Source organism: Agarilytica rhodophyticola (assembly GCF_002157225.2).
Lineage (GTDB): Bacteria > Pseudomonadota > Gammaproteobacteria > Pseudomonadales > Cellvibrionaceae > Agarilytica > Agarilytica rhodophyticola.
Window position 1 is genome coordinate 1822908 of sequence record NZ_CP020038.1, and the last position, 18478, is coordinate 1841385.

General features: G+C 42.6%; 16 protein-coding genes. 8 read left to right on the top strand and 8 right to left on the bottom strand.

The features are described from left to right. Positions 1-2 precede the first annotated feature (2 nt). The 8 genes from BVC89_RS07705 (at position 3) to BVC89_RS07740 (ending at position 5630) form a co-directional block, all read left to right on the top strand. On the top strand, positions 3-266 hold the full coding sequence (locus tag BVC89_RS07705; protein ID WP_086930631.1) for a phage tail assembly protein: 264 nt from the start codon (positions 3-5) through the stop codon (positions 264-266). Positions 267-462: 196 nt separating this feature from the next. After that, entirely contained in the window at positions 463-2793 is a 2331-nt protein-coding gene (locus tag BVC89_RS07710) for a phage tail tape measure protein (protein WP_086930632.1), read from the top strand. A gap of 2 nt (positions 2794-2795) precedes the next feature. Next, positions 2796-3191, top strand: coding sequence for a phage tail protein (locus BVC89_RS07715; protein WP_086930633.1), 396 nt, complete (start codon positions 2796-2798; stop codon positions 3189-3191). Beyond that, positions 3178-3387 (top strand): tail protein X, encoded by a 210-nt coding sequence (locus BVC89_RS07720; RefSeq protein ID WP_086930634.1) that lies wholly within the window; start codon positions 3178-3180, stop codon positions 3385-3387. The genes BVC89_RS07715 and BVC89_RS07720 overlap by 14 nt, the downstream gene beginning before the upstream one ends. 18 nt (positions 3388-3405) lie before the next feature. After that, positions 3406-4377 (top strand): contractile injection system protein, VgrG/Pvc8 family, encoded by a 972-nt coding sequence (locus tag BVC89_RS07725; RefSeq protein WP_086930635.1) that lies wholly within the window; start codon positions 3406-3408, stop codon positions 4375-4377. Positions 4378-4443: 66 nt separating this feature from the next. Continuing rightward, positions 4444-4716 (top strand): DUF6127 family protein, encoded by a 273-nt coding sequence (locus BVC89_RS07730; RefSeq protein WP_086930636.1) that lies wholly within the window; start codon positions 4444-4446, stop codon positions 4714-4716. 6 nt (positions 4717-4722) lie between these two features. After that, positions 4723-5184 (top strand): hypothetical protein, encoded by a 462-nt coding sequence (locus BVC89_RS07735; protein ID WP_216825108.1) that lies wholly within the window; start codon positions 4723-4725, stop codon positions 5182-5184. 11 nt (positions 5185-5195) lie between these two features. Beyond that, positions 5196-5630, top strand: coding sequence for a lysozyme (locus tag BVC89_RS07740; protein WP_086930637.1), 435 nt, complete (start codon positions 5196-5198; stop codon positions 5628-5630). 4 nt (positions 5631-5634) lie between these two features. Here the strand turns inward: BVC89_RS07740 and BVC89_RS07745 are convergent, their stop codons facing one another. The 8 genes from BVC89_RS07745 to BVC89_RS07785 form a co-directional block, all read right to left on the bottom strand. Beyond that, positions 5635-6309, bottom strand: coding sequence for a hypothetical protein (locus tag BVC89_RS07745; RefSeq protein ID WP_158657839.1), 675 nt, complete (start codon positions 6307-6309; stop codon positions 5635-5637). Positions 6310-6744: 435 nt separating this feature from the next. Then, positions 6745-15198: an RHS repeat-associated core domain-containing protein gene (locus BVC89_RS07755; protein WP_086930640.1), complete on the bottom strand. Its 8454-nt coding sequence runs from the start codon at positions 15196-15198 to the stop codon at positions 6745-6747. 201 nt (positions 15199-15399) lie between these two features. Further along, complete coding sequence (locus BVC89_RS07760) at positions 15400-15990, bottom strand: hypothetical protein (protein ID WP_086930641.1); 591 nt, start codon at positions 15988-15990, stop codon at positions 15400-15402. A 36-nt stretch (positions 15991-16026) separates the two neighbouring features. Further along, positions 16027-16422: a hypothetical protein gene (locus BVC89_RS07765; protein WP_086930642.1), complete on the bottom strand. Its 396-nt coding sequence runs from the start codon at positions 16420-16422 to the stop codon at positions 16027-16029. 181 nt (positions 16423-16603) lie between these two features. After that, positions 16604-16903: a Cro/CI family transcriptional regulator gene (locus BVC89_RS07770; protein ID WP_086930643.1), complete on the bottom strand. Its 300-nt coding sequence runs from the start codon at positions 16901-16903 to the stop codon at positions 16604-16606. Continuing rightward, a complete protein-coding gene (locus BVC89_RS07775; protein ID WP_086930644.1) occupies positions 16887-17375 on the bottom strand; it encodes a hypothetical protein in 489 nt (162 codons plus the stop codon). The genes BVC89_RS07770 and BVC89_RS07775 overlap by 17 nt, the downstream gene beginning before the upstream one ends. A gap of 48 nt (positions 17376-17423) precedes the next feature. Next, entirely contained in the window at positions 17424-17933 is a 510-nt protein-coding gene (locus BVC89_RS07780; protein ID WP_158657840.1) for a hypothetical protein, read from the bottom strand. Positions 17934-17943: 10 nt separating this feature from the next. Further along, positions 17944-18174: a Cro/CI family transcriptional regulator gene (locus tag BVC89_RS07785; protein WP_158657841.1), complete on the bottom strand. Its 231-nt coding sequence runs from the start codon at positions 18172-18174 to the stop codon at positions 17944-17946. Between the last annotated feature and the right edge of the window lie 304 nt (positions 18175-18478).

The following is an 18478-nucleotide window of genomic DNA, read 5'->3' on the forward strand; positions in this document are numbered from 1 at the left end:
CGATGGCAAAAAAAACGGATCGTAGTAAAAAATCTATTCCATTGACTGACCCCATTGAGATTGACGGCGTTAAGGTCGCAGCGCTGAGTATGCGTTGTCCGAAAGTCAAAGATATGTTGGCAGCGGATAAGATCGCGACGAGCGATGCCGAAAGAGAAATCTTTTTACTGGCCAATCTTTGTGAGATCCCCCCAGATGCGACTCATGAATTAGATCTCCCTGATTATTCTAAATTACAAACTGCCTACCAAGATTTTTTGTCTTAAGCCCTCATGATACCCGGCGCGCTTGCGTCATCTTGGCAAGCCATACTAGCTGGCCACTCTCTGAACTTCTCGAACTTGACATAAGCGAGCTGATGCAATGGCTCGATGTTTTACCTCAGCAAAGATAAAAAAAATAAAAAGAATAAAAAAACAAAAAAAGTAAAAACAAAAATACACGAAGAAGATACAAAAACACATGGCTACATCGGTATTTAAACTCGCTATGCACATTGGTGCAACGGTGTCAGGTTCGTTGAGTTCATCAGTGAGAGGCAGTCGTACCCAATTAAACTTGCTCGGCTCTGCACTGGATAACTTACAAGGGAAGCAACGCGCTATTAGCCGGTTTCAATTGGCGGAGGCCAATGTTGGTGGAGCGCGGGTCGAGTATCAACGGGCTGCACGTGATGTCACACGTCTTCGTCGAGAAATAGCGCAAACGGATGCACCCACCGCTTCACTTACCCGTGAATTTAATCGAGCCCAAGAACGGGCTAATCGTTTATCCCAACGTTTACAAACACAGCGTGAAAGGTTACAGCGTGCACGACAAAGCCTTGATCAGGCGGGACTCTCTGCCAATGATTTAACGCGGGATAATACACGTTTAGGTGCTTCTGTTACACGATTAACAGCGCAGTACCAACGTCTTGGCCAAGCAATACGAGCGCAGCAACAAAATGCGAATAGACGTTCAGAGTTACGAGGGCAGCTATTTGATGCAGCGGCTATAGGGGCAACCGTTGCTACGCCCTTAAATGTCGCCATTGATTTTGAACAATCTATTGCTACCTTAGGGGCTATTTCAAGAACTGAAGGACAAGTGTTACAAGGGTTATCTGACGAAGCGGAACGCCTAGGGGCGAGTACCTCTTTTTCTGCCACCGAATCTGCCTCTGCCATGAAATTCTTGGCGATGTCAGGGTTTAACGCTGGTCAAATCTTACAGGCAACAGCGGGTGTTTTAGATTTAGCCCAAGCGGCAGGGACGGATCTTGGCCAATCTGCTGATATTGCCTCGAATATTCTGAGTGGGTTTGCCCTTGAGGCGAGTGAGATGAACCGTGTAGGGAATGTATTAGTTGGGACATTTACAACATCGAATACAACACTGGAAAGCCTTGGCGAAACCATGAAATTTGTAGCACCTGTCGCGAGCAGTGTTGGTGCAAGTATTGAAGAAGTTGCCGCGATATCGGCATTATTAGGCGATGTCGGCTTACACGGATCACTGGCAGGCACGGCTCTACGTTCTGCTTTCCTGCGATTAGCCGCTCCACCAAGGATGGCTGCTGATGCTTTAGCAGAGTTAGGCGTTGAAACTAAGAACGCCAATGGCGATTTACGCTCAATGCCCGAAATATTGGAAGAGGTCGCACAAGCTACGCAGAATTTAGGCACTGGTGAACAAGCAGAAATCATATCAAAAATATTTGGTAAAGAAGCGTCGGCAGCAATGATTGAACTTATCAAACAAGTGCAAACGTTTGATGAGGCTAACGATGGAACCAATAATAATTTAGAACAAAAAATACAAGATCTCGTTAATCAACAAGTCACGGCACAAGCCGTTGCTCAAAAAATGAATGACACGACGGCAGGGGCGTTAAAAACACTGGGTAGCGCTTTAGAGAGTGTGGCGATTAGTGTCGGCAGTGTCTTACTACCGACTATTGCATCATTGGCAAAGGGATTCGCCACCGTTGCCAGGGGTGTATCGTCTTTCGCACAAGCATTCCCGACATTAACAAAATGGGTGGTCGGAATAACTGTGGGTCTTGCTACTCTAAAAGTTGTGACCATTGCTGGGGCTTTTGCCTTTACTTTTTTACACGGGGGTGTTTTATCGCTTGTTACTGCGTATAGGACACTCTCAGCCGCGTTTACTTTGGCTCAGCTAGGGTTTATTCGATTCAATACAATAGCAACATTAGCCGCACTAAAAACAAAGATTATCACTGCCGCGCAATGGGCTTGGAACCTTGCACTCTCAGCTAACCCGATTAGCTTAATCGTTATAGGCATAGGTTCATTAATCACAGCCGGTGTACTACTCGTCTCTCACTGGGACACTGTAAGTAATTTTTTTAGTAGTATATGGGAAAGCATTAAAGAAAATACGGTTGAAGCGGTTACATGGCTAATTGATAAAATTTCCTTATTAATGCTGCCGTTTGAACTACTCGGCCAAGTGGCATCTTTCGTTTTCGGTAGTGATGAGAATAATGAGCTACAAGATAAAATTGCGAAAACAAATAATGCTGTTAAAACCGCTGCCCTTGGTACAGCGATTACCACTACGACCGCACTAGTAGCGCCACTATCGACAACAGAACTTCCCGATAATCTAAGTCCGGCTAGTATTCAGAATACACAGGCGGTGCGTATAGACGCGCCTATCACAATTAACACAACACCTAACATGGATGCTGTGGCTGTCGGTAATGAAGTACAACGAGTGTTAGATGAACGGCAAGCCAGAGCCGAAGCAGAACGCCGAGGAAACCTTTTTGATGGAGTAGAATAATAATGAGTGAAACAATGTTAGCGCTGGGTAATTTTAGATTTTCTCTAGATACTGCGGCTTACAGCGAGCTTAAAAGAAATTGTGCCTATCGATGGTCAAGTGTTGAGCGACTAGACGCCCGACCAGCAAGGCAGTTTATCGGCCTTGGTGAAGAAACAATAAATTTAACAGGCATGATCTTGCCTCACTACAAAGGCGGATTAAATCAAATAGAGAAATTGAAAGCATTAGCGGGTAATGGTGAACCACTGATTATGGTCGATGGAAAAGGTATCGCCTGGGGAAATTGGGTGGCATTAAGCATTGAGGAAACACAGACATTTTTTACTGCTAATGGGTTACCAAGGAAAATAACATTCACGATTAATCTAGGACGATACGGCGATGACTCACTATAGGACAAAAGACGGTGATCGATTAGATACTATTTGCTATCAATACTATGGTGAAACATCGCGTTATGTTGAAGCTGTACTCGATGTTAATCCTAAATTATCTCAACAACCGGCGTTATTGCCGGCAGGGATAATAATAACATTACCTGACTTTCCAGAGCTTAATCAAAAGACAGGTGATATTCGCTTGTGGGATTAATACAGTCAAAAATTAATTATGACACCAGATTTTAAAGTCATTACAAACACAATAGATATCACAGCAATACTTAAAGATCGATTAATCTCCTTAAGAGTAACAGACGAAGCCGGTATAAAATCAGATACTGTCGAGATTCAATTAGATGATCGAGATAACCGTATTCAATGGCCAGTCATTGGGGAAGAGCTTACTGTATTCTTAGGATATAACAATGCACGACTCACGAATGTTGGCCGTTACATTATTGATGAAATATCACATGCAGGCCCGCCCGATACCTTAACAATACGCGGTAAGGCTACGGATACAATTAAAAGTATTAAGGCCCCTAAAACGCGAAGTTGGGATAATGTATTACTGGGCGATATCGTTAAAACTATTGCCACTGAGCATGATGTCATTCCGCGTATTGCAGAAGTCCTTTCAAACATAAACATTAGCCATGAAGATCAGACTGAAGAATCAGATCTTCATTTTTTAACACGGCTCGCAAAAAAGAATGGCGCTATAGCTAAGCTTGCTAATAAAAGTCTTATCATAGTTGTTGAAGGCGATTCAAAAGCTATTTCAGGTAAAAATTTACCCATCATTAACCTCAATAAAAAAAATGTGATACAGCATCGACTGACACAAGCTGAGCGAGGGAAATACAAAACAGTTATTGCTCATTGGCACGATACGCAAGCGGCTCAAAAAATTCCTATAACAGCCGGTGAAGGAAAGCCTGCATTTACTCTACGGCATAGCTACGCTAATGCGGAAGAAGCACGACGGGCAGTAGAGGCTAAGTTAAAGGCGTTAAATCGAGGCTCAGCCACACTATCACTTACATTAATCGGTGACACTCGATTACAAGCAGAGGGGAAACTACAGCTCGATAATTTTCGGGAGCCGATTAATAGTGAATGGTTGATTAAACACGTCGAACATCAACTCAATAATAGCGGTTTTACAACACGGCTTGATGCAGAAACGCCTAACTCATAACGACTCTTACTCTACACACCTTCATTTTTATCTCAATAATATCTTTTTAATGAAAGAGAATCCCTTATGATTGAACAAAAAACAAAGACCCTCACAGAGCATGAACTCGATATGTTGCTCAGTAAAGCAGCGGAACAAGGTGCATTAAATGCACTGGATACGATAGGTCTCGATAATGAAAACTCTGCTGAGGATATTAAAGAGCTGCGTTCGTTTTTAAGAGCTTTTAATCTTGCTAAAAAGACAGCGTTTCAAACGACAATCCGATTATTAACTGCCAGTATATTAGCCGCCTTGATTGCAGGTACTGCGCTTAAATTTAAATTATTTGGAGAATAAAAAATAATGCTGACACTTTTCGCGAGCCTCTTAGGGTTTATCTCTAGTACTCTACCGAAGTTTTTTGACTTAATACAAGATAAGCATGACCGGCAGCATGAACTCAAAATCCTTGCTCTTCAACTAAGACAGATGCAGCGAAATCATTCACAGCGAATGGAGGAGATTGCCGTACAAGCTGATATTCACGAAAGCCTTGCGCTGCATAAACATGATGCCAGTTTATCTAATGCGGGATGGGTAGGGCAACTACGTGCATCCGTGCGGCCAGTAATTACTTATTTATTTTTCACCCTGTTCGCGTCTGTCAAAGCGTGCACACTTTATATCCTCATTACCGATCACAACATTCACCTATATCAAGCGCTCCCCCAAATCTGGGATGCAGAGACACAAGCACTATTCGCGGCAGTGATTAGTTTTTGGTTCGGTCAGCGTGCGCTATCAAAATTTAGACAGTCACATTAAGAAAAAAACTTATGAGAAAAACCAATCAAGCCGGTATCGACCTTATCACAAAATATGAAGGCTTTAGTAAAACGGTGTATATTTGCCCCGCAAATTATCCGACCATCGGTTATGGCCACTTAGTCAGAGATCATGAAGATTTTAGTAACGGTGTTACTGAAGAAGAAGCCATGCAACTACTAAAAAAGGATTTAATAACAGCAGAGAGAGCGGTCACCCAATTGATTAATGTACCTTTAACGGATGGTCAATTTGACGCCCTTGTATCCTTTACTTTTAATTTAGGATCAGGTGCATTACAGCGCTCTACACTACGAAGAAAACTAAACCGTAGTGACTATGATAGTGTTCCATATGAGCTAAAAAAATGGGTGTGGGCTGGCGGAAAAAAGCTGAAAGGGTTAATGAAACGTCGACAAGAAGAAGTCGAATTTTTTATATCTTGAGAAATCAATTATCACTTATGAAGGACTCGATTGATTTCCAGCATTCATACGGGTTGCTTTGTAGTAAAAAATGGGGGCCATTAATTTCATAAATATCAAAATCAGAAAAAAACTTACTAAGCTTTAAAGCATATTTTCTTGAAACCAACCGGTCTTTTTTCCCCATGAGATAACATGCTTTAACATGGCTTATATCACTATCAATAAATATTTTTTTCTTTTCGAATTTTGATAGTAGAGCTACTCGACTTAATAAAACTTTCGGATCAACACATCGTATAGCTTGTTTAACTTCTTTGACTAAATGCTCAGCACCGTTAACACAGAATAGCTTAATTAGAGAGTCCGGTATATTATGTGGGTTTGGAAGTATGTTTCTATAATAGTTTAATGCCTTCAGTAAATAGATAAACGGAGATACAGAAAAAGACGCACAGAATATAACTCTAGAAATATTAATTTGCTTATTAAGTAAAATATTAACAGCTAATGGGCCTGAAAAGGATTCAGCGAGTAAGAAGATTTCCGAGTCTTTTGGTAATCTTGATTCTATAAATTTAATGTACTGACTAAATGATAGTATTTTGTTGTAGGGATAACTAATAGCTATAACTTCAACATCTACAGCATAATTTAAAAACTCATTAAACAATTTGCCCGTCCCATCTAGTCCGGGCAAAAGAATTAATTTCTTTCTTTTCATTTTTGGAGTAAAAATAATTGAGTAGGAGTATATTTCGATTTATGTAACTAAGAACTATTTAGCAATGTTACAACATTCACGTATATACTCCGGGTCAAATATTAAATGGGGCATACTATTCTATATAGAATCTTACTGGTAAAAAAGTAAATAATAATATCGGAACTAGAACGCTAATCCAAAAAACTATAGTCCATTGCCAGTTTCTTTCCATTAGAAAAGCTATTCCCCATAGGACAACCGACAAGATAAAGTATCCTATAAACCAAAGGATAGTAAATGAACCTAGCCCCTTACCCGAAATGATAAAATTCCAATGCATGAGTACAATTGCAAATAAATTGCCAATACTAAAAAATGAAGCTATTAAGTACAAAATAAACGGTATCGATAACTTAACATTTACTGACATTACCTTAGACCTCCTTCATACAATTCTTTAGCCAATTCTCTTCTCCGCTCTTTACCGCTTTGACCACTAGGCGCATAATAAAAATGTCCAGCCCCTTGTGTCATCTGATATGCCAATTTAGGCGCATTAATAATTAGTTGTCCTCCGCTCATCCCTGCATTTATTGGATCTCCACGGTTAGTCAAGTCCTTTACTATTATGTTACTGATACTATCAGTCTCCCTAAGTGTCCGCAAAAACCCTGAACTAATAGGTGATCCAATCAGCACCAAATTATCAACTGTCCCTCCATTTTTTACTCTAGCCATTGCTGCTTGGGCTGCAACTAGAGATCCATAGGAATATCCTATTAGATTAAACTGGCCTTTCCCGTCACCTTTATTTTTAAACTTCTCTTCAATCTGGCCGGAGAAGTCCGCTCCTCCCCTAAGAGCAAAGACACCAGCGCTCGCATCAACAGGGGTACTTTCAGACCATACATCTTTATCCATGGCATGTACATCTGAAATCCCTGACTCTTCGAGCGATTTTGCCATATCATCTATATAACTTCCGTCTATACCTGCACCACCAAAGAAGTAAGTTCCATCAGCGGTTGCAATATCTGGATTGCTTTCATCTTCCTCGTTTCCCCCACCTCCATCAGAATCAAAAGCTCCCTCCGAAGCCGTATCTGTCTCCGTAGCCGTGGAATTATTCGCCTCTTCCGTGGCTTTCTCTTCCGTTTGCGCATCGCCTTCCGTAGTGGGGGCAGCGGGAATATCCGCGTTTACCGCTTGAATCTCATCACCGGAGCCGCCCATGGTACATAAATCTTCTACGCCACCGTTCAGGTCTTTTTGCTCACAAATGGTCCCTTGTGCGCTGTAGCCGGTAGGGTCGGTGTAACTTAAGGGATTATTAAACACATAGCTGTAACGGTTCAAGCTCTGACCGTTTTCTGGCGCCTGAACTATCGGATCAGCTTGGACAAAGCGGCCAGTGACGGGATCGTAAATACGTCCGCCCATATGGATAATATTGGCGTGATCCACGTGTTCATGTTGAGTAAAGCCCCGCGTGGTAATGTCCATTACGGTTTGCACACTCATATCATTAAAAGGATCGAAGAGTGGGTTCCAGCTTTCCCCTTCACGGCGTTGCCCGAAAGCGTCGTAACTTAACCTCTCTAATACAGTACCTGCAGCATCGGCAATGGCGACAAGAGAGCCTAAGTGATCGCGGTAAAAATAGTGGGTCTCGTTGTTATTATCACTGTCCACGGTATTGAGCACCATATCGCCAATATAGCGTTTGTACTCGATTTTACCGGAGTCATGATGGATCACTTCATTACTGCCAATATAGTAAGTCGTTCGATCATCACCGTCACCGGTATCCACTCGTTTAAAACGACTAAAGTTAGCATCGTAGAAAAACGCGGTGGTGATAGTGCCGGAAGAAATTAAACTAGGTTTATCGTAACCCGTGTAATTCACTTCACGTGTTAAGGAGCCACTCTCGTAAGAATGGGTTTGGTTTCCGCGTGCGTCATAACAGTAAAGTAGTTGGCTACCAATACCCGTTAAGGCATGCGCTCCAGGCGTGATAGAACACTGACTGTTTTGTGTGCCATAAGCGTAGATACCGCCATTACCAATATCCGATTTTGATTGAATATTGCCGTTATCAAAATAGCTCATCTCTAACACTTGAGGTGTGCTAGTGGTATGCAAGGTCGCAGTTTTTAATCGAAACAATTTGTCATAATCGAAGGTCTCTTGTAATTCATTAAAAGCTAAACCGCCGCTACGATCGGTACGGGTTCGTAAATTGCCGATGCCGTCATACTCAAATAAATTATTTTGCACCGCTTCGATACCGTTGCCACTATACACCGTTTGTAAATAACCGGTTTTCGCATCGTAACGAGCATGACCACTATGACCGTTGCCCAGCACCCAATCAGTGACATTACCGTAGGCGTCCATATCGGTGGCTTCATAATAGACTTTGCTACTATTTTGGCTTTCTTTTAATTGCGTGGCGTAGCCGTTGGTATAGGTGTATTGCACACCCCGGAAATTCTGGGACATATCGAACGCTTGGAACACGCGCCCATACTGATCATAAGTGGTGGCCGTATTCCATGTATGTCCATCCGCACGGTGTTGTATCCCTCTAGAGCGTCCCCAGGCATCGTAAGAGAAGGTTCTACTAATGCCTTCATTACTTACGCCTTCAGAGCTGGTCTCTATATCGAGTAATGGCCCCTTATAGTCAAACGTACCTACATGATTGCCGCCAGGCGCATTGGTTTCGACTTTAACAGAACGCCCCAACGCATCGAAGAAGGTTTTTTGTGTGACATTACCTGGTGCAATACGTCCCACTTCTTGGCCCAAGCCATTGGGTTTAAACGTAATATCCCCTTTATCAGGATCAACCATGCGAGTGCGGCGACCGTAATCATCGTAGGTAATGGAGACGGTGCTGCCATCGATATTGGTCGCTAAAGATAAACTGCCAAAGACGCTGTATTGGTAATACGTCACCTTACGCTCGGCATCATTGGTCGATGTTGTTTGCCCAAAGCCATTCACAATCTTAGTTGTTCTTTGAAAGATATTGGCATTGGATACGGGCGTTTCGTAACTGCTAATATAGCTTGTTGACACCGTAGTAGAGACTAGGCCAGCAATTCTGCCTATTGTCTTTGTTGTGCCATCTGCTGCAACATCTTTCCAACGACGTCCTAAATCATCATAGCTGTACTCCGCAAAATGCGGTGTATCTGTTGTCAGGTACGGCTGACTTTGACGAATTAAACGGCCATGCTTGTCAAACTCACGTAATACTTGTGACCACTCGCCGGTTAAGGTTTGGGTACGTGTGGCGACTTCGGTTCCAGTGAGATCAAAATAGTGAATACTATCAGGCGTGGAAGGTGATAGTACACGTGTGAAGTATTCTGCGTGCCTTGGGCAATTATTACTACAACGACTACGTATTGTTTGCGCAGAACTACCATCCACCGCACGGGTAAAATAGACGCGCCCAAAAGCATCGTAAAAACTTTCGGTAGTGAAGCCTGTGGCATTAACATGAGTCTGCGGTAAGCCTAGGGCATTAAAGTCGCTATACGCAGCGATAGTAAATTGCCCATTGCCTGTTGCTGTTAAATAACGACCTTCCGTATCAAAGGTGCTGGTGACCCGACGGAAAAAACGCATGTTATCGGTATCTGTATCGGTGGGTAACGCACGTGTTGCACAGGCGTCTGCGTAATGGCTACTGCACTGTGTCACGTCAGTGGGGTTGCCGTAACTATCGTAAACGGTGGCGGTTTTACTGTATTCACTCACATTGGTGATATCGCCTCGCTCATCACTTTTGACACGGCCAGAGCTGTGATATACGAGCGTACGTTTTTGCGTAGCACTATCGATATCACTAGGGCTGCGTGCTAACGTTCTTACCGTATCGATCACCGTAGGACGCTGAATGAACCAATCATTATGATTTTCATCACCATAGGTATTGGTTGTGGTGACGACTAAATTTTCATTACTCGTACTGACATGATTGTAAGTCGTGACGGTCACAACATCGAGTAAAGGATAATGTTCGGGACTGGATGACCATTGTCGTTCTGTCACGATGGTATTTAAGTCTTTTTGCCCTGCGATTAATTCACCATTACCACTATTTATATTAAAGTGCTTTTCTTCTTCCTCTTTAGCCCGAATAAAGTGCGCTTTATTACTTAAAAACTGGCGGTGTTCCCACACATTCACATTACGCTCATACACGATCACGTCCGTACCATCACGATTTTTAACCGCACGCGTTTGACGTTTCACTTGGCCATTAAAAGGATAGTCTTGGCGATAATAGGTCGTCGTCGTTTGCTTTAAGTCATTATCTTTTTTAATGAACGTGCTAAAGCCTAACGATCCGCGACCACCGGCTTGATAGCGCAGACCTTCGTAATGGTAATCGTAGGATTTTGTGTAATAAAAGTCGTAAGGTTTTGAGTTATTAAGCAATTTCCCGGTGCGCATCGTCATCTGCTCGACAATGGCCATGCTACCTTTGCCATCAAAGACGGGTGATCCCCAATTTAAGGTATGAGCATTATCTAAAGGCGTGTAATGATCACTGTAGGCCAGCGTACCGTACTTAAATGTATGCTCACGGCCTAAGCCATTATTCACCGAGCGCAAGACATCGACGGGCTTATTTTCAGTGTTGGCATCATGACGAATATGCACACGATGTTTGCCAATATCAAAATAAACAAGGGCAGGTAAACCGTCCCCATCGAGATCCACCAACATTACGCGTGGTGTTCTGGACATATTTGTCCAATTCACTTGGCCAAGGTTTACAACATGTGTAGCGAACCCATAGTAGGACAGTGCGACTTTTAATGTACTGCCATCTAAGAAAATATAGTCGTCTCGACCATCGCGATTGACATCGCTTAGCTGGGAAAGTCCTAGTGATGACAGCACCTGTGTACCAAAGTGGTCACCAAAGCAATCATTAAAGCCAGACCCGGTGGCACATCCCGCCCCCCTAAAATCCATATAGCCATCGCCATTAATATCACCGCGCAATCTAAAGTCATCATCATTGGCGGCAAGCAATGGTTGAGCGGATTCACTGTGAACAGCGCCTTGGGTGGTATTTTTTAGCAAATAATACAGTGTGCCCACTTGCCCACGTTGCTGCGCTAATTCATTTTCACAAATACCATTCACACGATAAAGACGATCCACTAAACCATCACCGTTAAAATCGAAAACATCGGCGGCTTGACTCTCGACTTCAAAAGTCGTGGTGGCATTTTCAGGGCATTTGGCTCGGCCTGGGAAGTTGGTGTAGTTTTCTGCGTGATTTTCGGCATCACTGTTAAAGCCTCCAGCAAATTCCACAATGCCATTACCATCTAAATCAGCATATAAAGACGGCGCCGTATTGATGCTAGGGAAATTCGCCATAAATTCTACGGTGTCATGACCATCGCCATTCATATCATTCACCACCGCTTGCACGCTCCACGCACTAATGGTGCCGTTCGATCCCGCTGGAAAACCTGCTCTAAAAGATTCGCCACTGCCGCTAACATTCCCTAATGTATAACTGTCAGGAGTGACGACAATATTTTGATAGCGGTATGTAGAACCTTGATTACTGACCAGTAGTAATTCTCGAACCCCATCCCCATTGGCATCCATCAATTTAAGATCTTGCGACTGACAGTGGGTATCGGGAATTGGGAAGGATTGATCACAATAATCGGACGCCACATCCCCATCAACGGTCATAAAATCTCGTAAGTTCACGATAATTTCTTCAGAGGGAGAGACAAAACCTATGCCGCTCGTATCTTCATATTCAAAAGTGGTGGGTTGTAAACACGCGCCTGTTTCTGCACCGTCGCAGCGGGTCATGGTTCGCAATAAATAACGCTTAGATACCTGACTTAAACGATGATCAAAGTGATAAGAATTCACCGCGATATTATTGTGATTGGAAATCACAATATCCGTAAGTAATTGATTATCGACAATGGACAAGCCATGATAAAAATACTGGGATTGATCTTCTCGTTCACTGTAAATAAATTCAATCGTGTTTCCGGAATAACTTATTGTTGATAAACGGCGGGTATGGCTGTTATCACCGGTGTAACTGTAATCGATGGTGTTATTAAACGGGTCGACTTTTTGAGAAAGTTTCCAGCTGTAAGTGGCATTGCCTTTTTTCATACGACTATCACTCGTGGTGCCAAACCACCAGGTTTCACCGTTAGGCTTGCTCACTTCAAAATTACCGCCGCTATAGACAATACGTGTGCTCGGATCAAATTGCAGGCGGTATTCTGTTCCCTCAATAAAATACGCATTGTTGACAGGAATTAAACGTTGTCCGTTTAAACATACGGCGTCCTGATTAGTAAACAACACCTCTCTGTAAAAGCCGTCTTCTTCATAGTAACGACGACAACGGCGAATTTCAGAAGCTCCAGAAAGCGACCAACCCACACCCAGTACTCCGTTACCCCCTCGGCTGGAATAGCTCAGCATCACACTTGGTGTAAAACCACCGATACCACGCGGTACATCCAAATCTATAGACCATGTGGCCGCACCGCCCGCACTCACATCCACATTACTATTAATACTGCCGGTACTTTCTTCAGCCGCAGAGAGGTTCGGGACAGTGGCGAGTACTGGCGCTTGTGGCGCGTCGGGTGCTCCCACAACGGTGACTGTATTAGATACCACCCAAGGTGAACATAAACTTAATTGGCAGGTACGCACGCGGTAGTGATAATCGCCTTTTTCATATAGTACATGTCCAAGACGGGTCTCTTGTGTGGATTCAATTAATGCCCATGCACCATTATCTTTTTGCTCTTCTAATTCATAGTGACTGAATAAAGTGGCATTAGACGTCGTTGCTGTCCAGGTAATGGTCAAGGCATCTCCCGCTTCATTGGGAACGGTGATGTCACTCGGCGCGTTTGGAGCGCTTATTGTGACAGCATTCGAACTGCGCCATGCGGAACAACTGGTGTAAGCATTTTGTGTATTACACGCACGAACACGGAAAGCATGCTCACCACTTTGTGTGAGGTTTAATTCACGTGTTAAGGCATCACCACGGTAAATATTTTCCCATGCACCACTACCAATACGCTGTTCCAGTTGATACGACGATACACGCCCGCTTGAAGCGCCCCATTGAATAGTAAAGTTAGCGTTAGTTGGTGGTGAAATAGAGGGAGGGATACCGGGGCTAATCGCGACCTCAATACTTTTCGCCGTTGAAAAGTCACTACAGCCCAAATCGTTACACGCTTGCACCCGATAGCTGTAGGTGCCGCTGGTGCGTCCTGATAATTGGATACGAGCCTCAGAGGGGCTTTCAACCGTTGTCCATGTACTGCTGCTGGGAGAAATTTCTTGCAGTATATAGCGCAAGGTGTTGTCTATCGCAGTCCAACGCAGGCCAAATTCACCATCATTATCGCTCGCTAAGAGGGATAGCGTGGGTGTCGCGGCAGGCTTTGCCAATGTCACAATACTAGAAAGCCGCCAATCGGAGCAATTGGTAAAACTGCCGACGGTTTTACATGCTCGAACACCATGGCGATGCTCACCAATACCTTGGCCACTAATGTCGTAACGTAAATTAAGACCTTGATAAAGAGTGCGATTAGGCGTTTGTATGAGGTCATAATATGTAATATCGTCACTGCTTGCTCCCCAAGAAATAGTGTAGCTACCACTGCCATATAAACCAGGCACGGAAATAGAAGACGGTACACCCGGCTTACGCGCTATATTAATGGTTTTTGCAGAAGAAAAATTTGAGCAGCCAATAGCATTACATGCTCGAACGCGATAACGAATCGACGCATTAATTTGATTAGTATAGGCTTTTGACCGCGCTGAGTTGTCTTGTACTGATGTCCATGTCGCACCGTTCACGCTTTCTTGCAAAGTATAACGTGTTGAAATGTTCACAGTGTTCCATGAAACAGTATAGCTACCATTACCACTGGTTGACGGTAGAGTAATATTCGGTACTGCTGGCCGCGCTACCGCCACATTAGGAGATAAAGAACGAGGGGCAGAACAACGGCGTGATGTGCTTAAGGTATTACACGCAGATACGCGCACTTGATAGATGCCTTCGCTAACAGGGAGACTGGTACTGCGACCAGAAGGCGATACATGACGGCTTTGCCATTTTATATCCGTGGTTTTTTTATATTGCACCACAAACTCATGAACAATACGTTCTGACTCCCCCCATTGGATAGGTAGTAATGTGGTCCCGTGTGCAGAAGGCCCGCTCACGGATATGGGGGTTGTCGGAGTAGCATTTACCGTTACTGTATGCTTATCGATACGTGTGATTTCATCGGCGTCAATACAATTAGTACCTGGCCCATGGTCATATTCACGGCAAAATTCAGTGATATGGTAGTAGTCAAACCGCCAACGCCCATCACGAGTTAAGACGGTATCTATAGAGCGCTGCACACGTCTTAAATTATATTGCGTGACGTAAGTGTCGTTGTGATAAGCCCGAATATAATGTCTTATCAACGGTGCCCGATTCGACACTTGGGGACTAAATGTTAACGTCACGCTTTCAATCGATCGCAACGTAGGCCCGTTAATGGTGGCCAATGCTTGCCCCGAAAATAAACACAAACACCCCAGACATAGTGCATAGGTTAAGGTGTGAGAGGAAGAAGTTTTAGTAAAAAGTGTGTTAAATAATTGAGAGAGACGAGAAGAGTAAAAGTCCATAGAAAATATCATTTCCAATAGAATCCGTAAATAATAAATATAACGCCTTGTGAGCATATTCCTGTCCAAAATCTTAGCATAAGGTGTATTAAAACACAGTGTTTTAGATGACATATTGCCTATATGATTTTTTTTCATACAACATGGCTCCTTACACACAAGAACATGAATACATCATGAACATGTGAATAATGTTGATGTTAACTATAAGTGTAGGTTGTGATGATTCGTGCCGCGTATGCGACTTTAGTAGTAATGTGTAACAGATAAAAAAAGCGTCCTTGCTGAGTGTTCGTCTTCCTTGGTCTTGCTCCCCCATAGATTATTGATTATTGTCAATTAGTCTTCGGCCAGGACTGCCGGGTCTGCTGGAAATGACAACGCAATGTTTTCTTCAAAAACAATGCCGCGCAAGTTATGACGCATAAACGTGTCTCTAAAATCGTGTCGGCAATAGATCCCGAGATAGTTATCGTATTCACATTTAAACAGGGGTAAATGTGTCAGCTTCTCCTCAATAAAATGCAGTGTGGTAACGTAGTCATATTCATTTTTTGTAGAGTATTTTGTATCTAGCCCATTAAATTGTTCAGCAATTTTTAACGGGTTATAAAGATAAGCTCGTGTATCGCCGGAATAGATGGGTAAGAATTCTCCATGCTCTGCCAGCATTGCGTAAAAAATACGGTAAGACTTTTCACTCAACAGCATACACCCGTAGTCGACGATAAGATCGGGAATGGGCAGCAGTGGCCCTTCCTCAAGAGAATTATGAAAACGGAACTTAATGGGTTGCCATTGATGGGTATAATGTACGGCATTAATCTCGATACCAAAAACACTGTAACGGCCTAACTTTTTCAACAGATCGTCGCTATCCAATTGATAGGTAGCATAACGATAAAAGTTAGGATGAATTCTGTAAATCATGTGAATGATGTCCTTATGGAAATAATATCAATCCGGTCAGTTGGCAACTCTGGACCATTGCTGTGTTTGCTCTCGACAAAATCTCAGCCCGGTTAACGGCATTGTTTCAATAATGTTTTTAAATCGCTGGTGACAGACAAGCGCGGATGTTTTTTCTTGGATATCTTTAAAGATCAAGGTATTTTTAGTGGTAGAAATGAGCGTTTTTTTTGTGGCCCGTTTAAGAAATAGGGAAGGGCAGAACACATAGCCAATATGGTCGCCTGCATAGACACGAATAAACGTCCCGTATTTCTCAAGCGCACTGGCGATACAAGGGTAGGCATGAAGACTGAGATACATCGAATGCTGGTGGACAATAATATCCGGTAACGGGGCATTGATTACGCCTTTGTTAGCGGATGAAAATGTAATATGTGCATGCTGTGACATATCGCTCTCCCATGTTATAATACTAAGGCCGAGTAGCCAGTCACTACGCAGCGAATATTGGATAGGAGTTGGCCTATCCTGGTGGATGCTATAGAACATAATGAAAAAAAATACATGACCCTACGCTATGGCTAGCGCATAAAAGTGTTAGATTCTTTAAACTAGTGTGCTATTTTTTATGTTATGTTGGCATTTTTTCTTGTAGTCCTCGTCTTTCCATGTGCTTGTTGTAAGCTTCTTCCAATAGCTCGTTAATAGACACTGTCTCACCGGCATAGGTTTTTTTGCCTTCCACAAGCAGCATCACTTCCCATACTTTATCGCAAGGGATATACCCCGATTTTACCCATCGTGCGACAGCACTCACCGAGACATTCATCGCTTTTGCTAACGCCGCTTGATTACCAAAAATACGTAAGACCTTTTTAATTCCAGGTGTTAGGGTTTTAGAGTGATGTGCAATGCTATAGTGGACTGCCATTTGTTTTACTCGCTGTCAAACTTCTACTATTTTTTAATTGGACGATGTTGCTCAATATCTTGCTATTACGACAACCATGTTGTTTTTCTAGGGCGGTATCAAATGCTCTATGAATCTTATATCTACCTTCAAAGTGTAGAGTGATTGTCATTGTGTTCCATTGAAAGATATCAGCATAGTAACCATTGTAGGCGTGTAAAATAGTACAGAGCGTCGATATATACTGAGCGGAATCATTACCTATCTCTACAGGGAGTAAAGTCTCTCCTTGATACGCTTCGACAGAAAGCTGACAACTAAACGTTTTTTTTCCTGTCTTAAGCACATATAAATGTAACATAAAAAAATCGTCTTTATATACGTGAAGGATCTGCGTCATTATCTTATTGACGAGTCTTTTGGTATAATCATGTTGCATCCCTTCATAAAGTTGATCCGTAAAGGAATGGGTTTCTGTACAGTCGGCTGGCATATAAATTCTCCGTGTGTAGTTCTCTGTAAAAACTCAGTGATTATCGTACTAACTGGATAACCAAGGCCGGGGATGATTATTGGATAAACCTTCCCATGTGCGTATTTTTTTGAAGGTCTCTTCGTCTAAGTGCTTTAATTCTTGCTGACCTTGCATCACGCTATAGGCGGCATGTATATCGCGATCAAACTTGTATTGAAAGATATAGCGTTGGTCATCGTGGATGATGAGACGTGCTTTATTCCACTTTTGATTAAAGGGTTTGATTCGAGTGCAGTCCTGCAAAATATCTAATCGTTTATCGAAATACGCTGTCTTCTCACTCGAGTAAAATAGACTGTCTAATGCTAGTGGCTCATTTGTCGCACTTTTCGTTTCAAGAATATATTTGTGCCTGTTGGGTTTAACAAAGTGCAGTTCTACAGGGAAAACTGCATCTGTGTCACTTAATTCATCTATAATTATATTCGTTAGCTCCACCAGCATACAGATGGCCGCATCATGATGAGAAAGGTCGGTCAAGCTCCCGTGAATTGTTTCTGGTTTACTTTTAGACATCTTTTTATCATCACGTTTTTTTACATTTTTCATATGCTTGCCTAAGTGCATTCTCAATTGAAAAGAAAGCGCTGCTTGCTTTTTGATCACCAACAGCTAGGTAAACTTCCCACACTCTGCTAGGTGGAATGCATCCACTTTTAACCCATCTAGATATTGCTGAGTCTGTCACACCTAGTTTTTCAGCCGCTGCTCGTTGTCCACCCAATATTTGAACGGCCTTGTCAACTTCCAAATCCATAATAAGAACGTCATGCTCCCACATTAAAAATTTTATTTGTTTCTTTAGATTCAATATCTATTTGATTTGTTTGCTCTAACAGAAATCGACACTAACACTTCTTTGTACAACTTCAAGCATCTATTAAATTCTAATTATTTCTAATTAAATCTAGACAGTTCGAAAAAATAAGACTTTAAAAATCAATAGGTTAAAGAACTTCATAATATTCAGTGAAATACATCCTAACGGCATTCGATTTTTATCAAAGTGATTTTGTAGAACAATACCGAAGCACTTTTATGTGCCAAATCAATTTACATAG

Excerpts from the sequence above, each read along its gene's own strand:
- BVC89_RS07705 (WP_086930631.1), top strand. The coding sequence starts at position 3 with ATGGCAAAAAAAACGGATCGTAGTAAAAAATCTATTCCATTGACTGAC.
- BVC89_RS07710 (WP_086930632.1), top strand. The coding sequence starts at position 463 with ATGGCTACATCGGTATTTAAACTCGCTATGCACATTGGTGCAACGGTG.
- BVC89_RS07715 (WP_086930633.1), top strand. The coding sequence starts at position 2,796 with ATGAGTGAAACAATGTTAGCGCTGGGTAATTTTAGATTTTCTCTAGAT.
- BVC89_RS07720 (WP_086930634.1), top strand. The coding sequence starts at position 3,178 with ATGACTCACTATAGGACAAAAGACGGTGATCGATTAGATACTATTTGC.
- BVC89_RS07725 (WP_086930635.1), top strand. The coding sequence starts at position 3,406 with ATGACACCAGATTTTAAAGTCATTACAAACACAATAGATATCACAGCA.
- BVC89_RS07730 (WP_086930636.1), top strand. The coding sequence starts at position 4,444 with ATGATTGAACAAAAAACAAAGACCCTCACAGAGCATGAACTCGATATG.
- BVC89_RS07735 (WP_216825108.1), top strand. The coding sequence starts at position 4,723 with ATGCTGACACTTTTCGCGAGCCTCTTAGGGTTTATCTCTAGTACTCTA.
- BVC89_RS07740 (WP_086930637.1), top strand. The coding sequence starts at position 5,196 with ATGAGAAAAACCAATCAAGCCGGTATCGACCTTATCACAAAATATGAA.
- BVC89_RS07755 (WP_086930640.1), bottom strand. The coding sequence starts at position 15,198 with ATGAAAAAAAATCATATAGGCAATATGTCATCTAAAACACTGTGTTTT.
- BVC89_RS07760 (WP_086930641.1), bottom strand. The coding sequence starts at position 15,990 with ATGATTTACAGAATTCATCCTAACTTTTATCGTTATGCTACCTATCAA.
- BVC89_RS07765 (WP_086930642.1), bottom strand. The coding sequence starts at position 16,422 with ATGTCACAGCATGCACATATTACATTTTCATCCGCTAACAAAGGCGTA.
- BVC89_RS07770 (WP_086930643.1), bottom strand. The coding sequence starts at position 16,903 with ATGGCAGTCCACTATAGCATTGCACATCACTCTAAAACCCTAACACCT.
- BVC89_RS07775 (WP_086930644.1), bottom strand. The coding sequence starts at position 17,375 with ATGCCAGCCGACTGTACAGAAACCCATTCCTTTACGGATCAACTTTAT.
- BVC89_RS07780 (WP_158657840.1), bottom strand. The coding sequence starts at position 17,933 with ATGTCTAAAAGTAAACCAGAAACAATTCACGGGAGCTTGACCGACCTT.
- BVC89_RS07785 (WP_158657841.1), bottom strand. The coding sequence starts at position 18,174 with ATGGATTTGGAAGTTGACAAGGCCGTTCAAATATTGGGTGGACAACGA.